Source organism: Frankia sp. AgKG'84/4 (genome assembly GCF_023242965.2).
Lineage (GTDB): Bacteria > Actinomycetota > Actinomycetes > Frankiales > Frankiaceae > Frankia.
In genome coordinates, this window is record NZ_JALKFU020001217.1 from 1 (window position 1) to 2,506 (window position 2,506).

Annotated in this window: 4 protein-coding genes; 2 read left to right on the top strand and 2 right to left on the bottom strand. The window is 73.0% G+C overall.

Going from position 1 to position 2,506, the window contains the following annotated elements; genetic code table 11:
• Positions 1–756 (bottom strand): TIR domain-containing protein (locus tag MXD58_RS28895; RefSeq protein ID WP_250611339.1); only part of this gene is annotated, 756 nt, incomplete at its 3' end.
• A gap of 250 nt (positions 757–1,006) precedes the next feature.
• On the opposite strand from MXD58_RS28895, the gene MXD58_RS28900 reads away from it, so the two are divergent.
• Positions 1,007–1,549, top strand: coding sequence for a flavoprotein (locus MXD58_RS28900; protein ID WP_248837398.1), 543 nt, complete (start codon positions 1,007–1,009; stop codon positions 1,547–1,549).
• A gap of 136 nt (positions 1,550–1,685) precedes the next feature.
• Here the strand turns inward: MXD58_RS28900 and MXD58_RS28905 are convergent, their stop codons facing one another.
• Entirely contained in the window at positions 1,686–1,892 is a 207-nt protein-coding gene (locus tag MXD58_RS28905; protein ID WP_248837399.1) for a hypothetical protein, read from the bottom strand.
• A 256-nt stretch (positions 1,893–2,148) separates the two neighbouring features.
• Here MXD58_RS28905 and MXD58_RS28910 point away from each other — a divergent pair, with 256 nt between their 5' ends.
• The gene (locus MXD58_RS28910; protein ID WP_248837400.1) at positions 2,149–2,361 is read left to right on the top strand and encodes a hypothetical protein; all 213 of its coding nucleotides are present in this window, start codon (positions 2,149–2,151) and stop codon (positions 2,359–2,361) included.
• Positions 2,362–2,506 lie beyond the last annotated feature (145 nt).

A 2,506-nucleotide genomic window follows, 5' to 3' on the forward strand; every position in this document is an offset into this window, starting at 1 on the left:
TGGCTCACGTGGCCGGATGGCGCGGGGGGCGGCCGCGAGACGTCGCGGATCACCGGGGTCGCTCTTCCCGCGCCGACGGGCGCTCGGCGCTCTCTCGGCAGACAGCCGGGCCGCTAGCTGGTCCGGCCGGCCGGCCGGCCGTAGCGTCCTCGCCGCGTCCACCCCGGGCGGAGCGGCGGCCGGGGACGTCCGCGCCCGTGTGGGTGAATACCCGGGTGCGTCGCCCGGACCGTGGGCCGGCCCGCGGGCGACGGCGGGGAAGTCCGGTTCGTCGCGGCCGGGCGATCGTCGGACGGGATAGGCGGGTTCGCACGGCGGCTTGGCCCGTCCGTCGAGGGCGTGGCGGACGAGCCGGAGAAGGGTGGCGCCGGCGGCCTCCCTGGTGGCGCCGACCAGGTCGATCGCCGTGAGGCGGGCCAGCAGGCCGACCGGTTCACACGCCTGCACACGCACCGGCAGCAGCCGGCGCTCGGACCCCGACGGATTCGCCGCGACTGCGGCCTGCCACTCGGGTTCGTCGGCGAGGGACCGCAGATAGGCCGGTGAGAGCACCAGCAGAATGCGTTTCGCCCCGACGATCCCGACCTGGACATGGGTGGTCCAGTTCGAACCGGGCACGCAGTCCCAGGCGCGGATCAGGACCCGGTACCCCGCGGACTCCAGCTGCCAGGCCAGCCACTCTGCCCAGTCGTCATCCAGCGCGGTGTAGGAAAGGAGAAAGTCCCACTCTTCTGCCGCGGATTCTTCCGCCGACATCAGCCGCCACCCCCGTCGGAACCACCCCCGACTGACGGTTCCGTCGGCTGATTGTGCCATTGCCCTCAGCGGCCCGGTTCACCGGCTTTCACAGGGTTGCGTCCGGGTCACGTGCGTGACAGCGATGTGCATGACGGCGATGTGCATGACGGCGATGTGCATGACGGCGATGTGTGCGGCGGCGATGTGCGTGGCGGGCGTGTGCGCGACGATAGGGTAGGGCGCGGAGATCTCAGGCGGAGGGGTGTGCATGCCAACCGGTGGTCGGGTGCTCTACGTGGTGGCCTGCGGCGGCTATCCGGCTGGGGACCTGCCGGAATTCGTCGCGGACGCGCAGACTGCGGGCTGGGACGTCTGTGTGATCGCGACACCGGCCGCGATGGGATTCCTCGACGTCCCACGGCTCGTCGCGGCGACCGGCCACCCGGTGCGTTCGCGGCACAAGAGGCCGGGGGAGCCGGACGTGCTGCCGCCGGCCGACGCGTTCCTCGTCGCACCGGCGACCTTCAACACGGTCAACAAGGTCGCTGCCGGCATCTCCGACACCCTGGCGCTCGGCCTGCTCAACGAGGGGCTCGGCGCGGGCCTGCCGATCATCATGGCGCCCTATCCGAACAGCGGGCTGGCGGGCCATCCCGCCTACGCCGCCAGCGTGGCGGCCCTGCGTGCGTGGGGAGTTCGGCTGGTGTTCGGCGAACCGGGTGACCCGCGCGGTGGTGCCGACCAGCCGGGCCGGGAGAACACCGCGTTCCCGTGGACCGAGCTGCGCGCCGCGCTCGCCGCGCTCGCCTGAATCGCCCGGCGCGCCCATACGAACGGCCTGATCAGGGCTCGGCCTCGACGGGAAGCAGGCCTGCGTCGACCGCGGCCGGGCGCGGCTGCGCCCGAGGGGCGATGGGACCCGCGGGGTCGAAACGCCGGTGGCGGACCTACTTTCCCAGCCGTACCGTCTCGAGGTCGTCGAGGGAGCGCAGCCCGGCCAGATCGACGTTGTTCTGCAGGTCGGTGACGGACTCGAAAGAGCCGATCTCGGTGCCGTCGGCGGTAGTGACCCGGAGCAGATAATCGGTGTACTCCTGCTCGATTGCCGGATTGAGGAGCTCGATGCGGCTTCCCGCCGTCGTGATCCATCGCATGGATCCAGTGTGGTCCGCTCTCGAGGGCGGGTCGAGTGCCGTGTCGACCCTGTGGCAGGGGTCGGAATGCCCGCCCGCGTCCCGGACCCTGGCGGTGGCGACCGGCCAGGAAAGGCGGTTTGGAAGCCCGGCGATGCCGCCCACGGCCGTCGCCGCGAAAGCGACCACATGATCGATCATCGACGGGGACGGCCAACATCAGGCGGCGGTAGAATAGACGGCAGGGGCTGATCGCGGGAGGCATCGGGAGGCTGGGATGGCTAACCCCGAACCAGCCGCCGTCGCCTACGCCCTTGTCGCCGGGACCGTCTCCTTCGCCGCGGGTGCCCTCGTGGGAATGCTGCTGGATGGCGTCGTGGGCCAGGCGCTCCGGCTCGTCGTAACCCTCGGTGTGACGTTCGGGCTGATTCTGCTGAGTGCCTGGTATGCGGACAGGCTGGCGCCCGCCCTCCGCTTCACCCGCCGCTGACGGTCCGGGCCGGGGGGGGGGGGGGGGGGGGGGGGGGGGGGGGGGGGGGGGGGGGGGGGGGGGGGGGTGGGGTGGGGGGGGGGGGGGGGGGGGGGGGGGGGGGGGGGGGGGGGGGGGGGGGGGGGGGGGGGGGGGGGGGGGGGGG

Coding starts and splice junctions, on each gene's coding strand:
- MXD58_RS28910 (WP_248837400.1), top strand. CDS start 2,149: ATGGCTAACCCCGAACCAGCCGCCGTCGCCTACGCCCTTGTCGCCGGG.
- MXD58_RS28905 (WP_248837399.1), bottom strand. CDS start 1,892: ATGCGATGGATCACGACGGCGGGAAGCCGCATCGAGCTCCTCAATCCG.
- MXD58_RS28900 (WP_248837398.1), top strand. CDS start 1,007: ATGCCAACCGGTGGTCGGGTGCTCTACGTGGTGGCCTGCGGCGGCTAT.